This window comes from Sphingopyxis sp. (assembly GCF_041916015.1).
Taxonomy (GTDB): Bacteria; Pseudomonadota; Alphaproteobacteria; order Sphingomonadales; family Sphingomonadaceae; genus Sphingopyxis.
In genome coordinates this window covers 1-4,091 of record NZ_JAYSAH010000028.1, presented here as the reverse complement: position 1 = coordinate 4,091, position 4,091 = coordinate 1, and the positions used below count along the sequence as shown (strand labels likewise).

The following is a 4,091-nucleotide window of genomic DNA, read 5'->3' as shown; positions in this document are numbered from 1 at the left end:
GGGCAAGAGCCGGTCGTACCCGCTCGCGAAACCCCCTTCAATTCGGTCGCGGCGCGCCGGCGCTTGCGTGCGCCTGTACGTATCGCGCAGCGGCCCTCGCGCGTCCGGCGTCTCGGTCATGTGGTGCTGAACGTCGCGGACTTTCGTCGGTCGGAGGCGTGGTACAAGGCGCGCTTCGGCTTCATTACGTCCGACGAGATCGAGGCGGCGCCGGGGCTCGCGATCGGTGCCTTCATGCGCTGCGACCGCGGCGACACGCCGACCGATCACCACACGCTGTTCCTCGCCCAGCTGCCGCCCGGCCCCGGCTTCAACCACGCCGCGTTCGAGGTCGAGGGTCTCGACGACCTGATGGCCGGCCACGAGCATCTGAAGCGCGCGGGGCGCACCGCCGCGTGGGGCGTCGGGCGCCATGTGCTCGGCAGCCAGATCTTCGACTATTGGAAGGATCCCTGGGGGCACGAGCTCGAGCATTGGACCGACGGCGACCTGTTCGCCGCCGCCGACGGTTCGCGCCTGTCGACGATGCGCGAACTGCTCGACGTGCAATGGGGCGCGCCCTTCCCCGCGCTCGCCGGCAAGCGCGCGCCGAAACCCGAGACCCTCGGCAGGCTGCTTGCCCTCCGGCTTCGCTTCAAGGCGCTTTTCCGCCGCAAACCCAAGGATATCGCAGCATGAAAATAGCAACCTACGAACAGAATGGCGTCGCGCACATCGGCATCGTTCGCGGCGAGACGATCGTCGACACCGGCTTCGCCGGCAGCATGATCGACCTGATCGCGCGCTGGGACGAGCTGCGCCCCGCCTTCGACGCCCTCGACGACCGCGGCGCGGCCCCGCTTACCGCGGTAACACTGACCGCCCCCATCGCGCGCCCCGGCAAGATATTCGCGATCGGCCTCAACTATGCCGACCATATCGCCGAATCGAAGATGGAGACGCCGCAGCGGCAGGTCTGGTTCACCAAGGCGCAGACCTCGATCAATGGCCCCTTCGCGCCGATCCTGATCGCGAAAAACACCTTCACCGCCGACTATGAGGTCGAACTGGTCGCGGTGATCGGCAAGCGCGGCAAGCATATTCCCGCGGTGCAGGCGCACGAGCATGTCTTCGGCTATTGCGTCGGCAACGATGTGACCGAACGCATGTGGCAGCACGCGGGGCCGCAATGGTCGCTCGGCAAGTCGTTCGACACGCACGCCCCGATCGGGCCGTGGATCACGACGGCAGACGAAGTCGACCCGCACGCCCTCGACCTCCGTTGCCTCGTGAACGGCGAGCTGCGGCAATCTTCGAACACCCGTCATCTGGTCTTCGACCTGTGGCAGCAGATCGAGCATCTTTCCGCGGCGATGACGCTCGAACCCGGCGATCTCATCTTCACCGGCACGCCGGGCGGCATCGGCGCCGCAATGGACCCGCGCCAATTCCTGAAGCCCGGCGACGTCGTGCGCTGCGAAATCGACGGCCTCGGCGCGATCGAGGGGGTGATGGAGGCGGAAGCGTGAGCGGCAGCCCCAAAGCCGAAGATTGCGACGTCCTGATCGTCGGCGCCGGGCCAACCGGGCTTACGCTTGCGCTGCTGCTTGCCCGGCGCGGCGTGACGGTCATCCTCGCCGAACGCGCCACCGAGCCTTACGCCCTGCCGCGCGCCGCGCATATCGATCACCAGATCCTCCGCGTCTTTCAGGAACTCGGCATCGCCGACGCCATCGTCGCGACGTGCCGCCACAGCCCGCGCTATGATTTCGTGACCGCCGACGGGCAGGTGCTGCTTCGCCTCGACGGGGCGGACCGGATCGCAGCTGGCGGCTGGCATAGCGCGAACATGATCCATCAGCCTTCGATCGAGCGACTGTTGCGCGAGGCCGTTGCGGCACAGCCGAATATAGGGCTGCGCGCGGGATGGCGACTGACCGGCCTCGGCGGCAGTTGCGACACTCCGGCGGCGGAGTTCGAGACGGAGCAGGGCGCGCAGCTCATTCGGCCCCGCTTTCTTGTCGGTGCCGACGGCGCGCGCAGCACCGTGCGCGACCTTGCCGGCATCGGCATCGACGACCTCGATTTCGACGAAAGCTGGTTGATCGTCGACACGATCGTAAGCGACGTATCGCGGCTTCCCGAGGTCAATCTGCAGATTTGCGATCCCGCGCGGCCGACGACTTGCGTGCTGATGGGCGAAGGGCGTCACCGCTGGGAATTCATGGTGAAGCCGGGTGAAAGGCCCGACGACCTCCTCGACGACGCCATGATCGGGCGACTGCTGGACCCTTGGGATGTCGCGGGCGCGGTCGAAATCGAACGCAAGGCGGTCTATCGTTTCTCGGCGCGCATCGCCGAACAGTGGCAGCGGGGCGCCATCTTCCTCGCGGGTGACGCCGCGCACCAGATGCCGCCGTTTGCCGGTCAGGGCTTGTGTTCGGGCATTCGCGACGCCGCCAATCTCGCGTGGAAACTCGCCGCTGTCGTGGGGGGCGAGGCGGCAGCGCCCATCCTCGAAACCTACCAGCGCGAGCGCGAGCCCAATGTCCGCGCGATCATCGGTCTTGCGGTGATGATGGGTCGGACGGTGTGCATCACCGATCCCGACGCGGCGGCCGCCCGCGACGCGCAGATGCTCGCGGCGCGCGCTGCCAATCAGGAGCCGGCCGGGGCAGCGGCTTATCCCGATATTCTGACGGGCCTCATCGACGCGGGCACTCCGGGCGCAGGAAGCTATTTCCCGCAGCCCAAAGCGGGGCCGAGCCGGCTCGACGACCTGCTGGGCCCGGGGCCTTGGATCGTCGCGCGGGAAACCTCGCCGTCCAGCGGCGCCGTGCCCTGCTTTTCGCTCGACGACATCGAACCTTTTGGCGCCGAAGTCCGGCACTGGCTCGATAAGCATGGCGCCGACGCGGTACTCGTCCGAGCCGACCGTTATGTGTTCGGCAGCGGGCCGGTGGGCGAACTGACGGCTCGTTATCTTGCCGATCTCCGCGGGCACCCGGCGGCCCGCAACGGCCGGGTCGGGATCCATTGATTTCAGATGACGGCCGTGCTTCAGGCTCGCGGTGACGAGCCTGAAGGAAGAGTCATTTCGTCCGGCCGCCCTCGCCGTGGATCGGAAAGGCTTCGAGCGCGCCGGTGTAGGCCTTGAAGCCGGTCGCCAGCACGATGATGTCGAATTCATACGCGTTCAGCGTCGTCCGCACTCGCGTCTCGGTTATCTCGACCAGCGCTTCGCGTTTTCTGATGTCGACGAGATGCAGTTATCGCGGTTGAAGGCTTCGAAATAGCCATGATCGAGCGGCGGCGGCTTGGCGACCAAGGGATAATCGTCAGAGCCGGGGGTCCGCAGATCGGCCAGCGCGGGGGCGTTGACCGCCGCGTGATATCGACACGATCTGGAAGACCCCGACCGGATGATCTATGTCAACGCCACCATCGCTGCACACGACGGCCTGCGTATGGAAGCGGGCGGCTATCGGCCGGATCAGCTGCGCGCCTTCGCTCAGCGCGTCGAGGTCGCAGACGACGAAGTTCGCATCATGGGATCGAGATCGGAACTGCGTCCGAGCTTGGTAGCCGCCTCCAGGGTGGATATGGCGGGGTACGGCGTTCCCACTTCTGTAGTGAAGTGGCGCACCCGACAGGATTCGAACCTGTGACCTCTGCCTTCGGAGCGGCTACTAACAGGCTACGCTATTCAACGCCAGAGCCTGTTTCTCTACCCTAAGCTACTCATATTGCATCTCAAAGATGAAAATCGCTGCCGCCGATGCTAACCCAGGCCCGCCGAGAATACACCCCCTGTTGCTTACGCGGTGCTTTCGCGGAAGCAGCACGGTTCGAAGAGGTTGCAGCCTATGGGCAGGATCACAAAACGCCTTGTAGAGGCGGCTCTCGCCGAGGTGTGTCAAACGGCGTTCAAAAGGGACCCCCGATCGGCGTCGAAGAGGGACCCCCTTTTCGGATAATATGATGCTGGTTTGTTGAAGATGGCCTTGCGCTGCGTGCGGCGGAGGGCGGGCGTAGCCCGACCGGAGGCGCGCGCAGCGCAAGATAGATTTTTGAAGGCGCCGAAGGTGGCTGTCAGCTGCGGTTTTTGAAGC

The 4,091-nt window shown here is 65.8% G+C and carries 5 protein-coding genes; 4 read left to right on the top strand and 1 reads right to left on the bottom strand.

Annotated elements, in window-relative coordinates:
• The 4 genes from ACE3SL_RS04395 to ACE3SL_RS04380 all read left to right on the top strand — a co-directional run.
• Positions 1–678 (top strand): VOC family protein (locus ACE3SL_RS04395; RefSeq protein ID WP_374524544.1); only part of this gene is annotated, 678 nt, incomplete at its 5' end.
• On the top strand, positions 675–1,508 hold the full coding sequence (locus tag ACE3SL_RS04390) for a fumarylacetoacetate hydrolase family protein (RefSeq protein ID WP_374524543.1): 834 nt from the start codon (positions 675–677) through the stop codon (positions 1,506–1,508). The genes ACE3SL_RS04395 and ACE3SL_RS04390, both read left to right, overlap by 4 nt.
• A complete protein-coding gene (locus ACE3SL_RS04385) occupies positions 1,505–3,019 on the top strand; it encodes a bifunctional 3-(3-hydroxy-phenyl)propionate/3-hydroxycinnamic acid hydroxylase (RefSeq protein WP_374524542.1) in 1,515 nt (504 codons plus the stop codon). Before ACE3SL_RS04390 ends, ACE3SL_RS04385 begins: the two co-directional genes overlap by 4 nt.
• Positions 3,020–3,401: 382 nt before the next feature.
• Positions 3,402–3,647 carry a hypothetical protein gene (locus ACE3SL_RS04380; protein ID WP_374392090.1) on the top strand — a complete coding sequence of 82 codons (246 nt, stop codon included), beginning with the start codon at positions 3,402–3,404 and terminating at the stop codon, positions 3,645–3,647.
• Positions 3,648–3,895: 248 nt separating this feature from the next.
• On the opposite strand, the gene ACE3SL_RS04375 is transcribed toward ACE3SL_RS04380, so the two are convergent.
• A partial coding sequence (locus tag ACE3SL_RS04375; protein WP_374524541.1) for a hypothetical protein occupies positions 3,896–4,091 on the bottom strand: 196 nt, incomplete at its 5' end.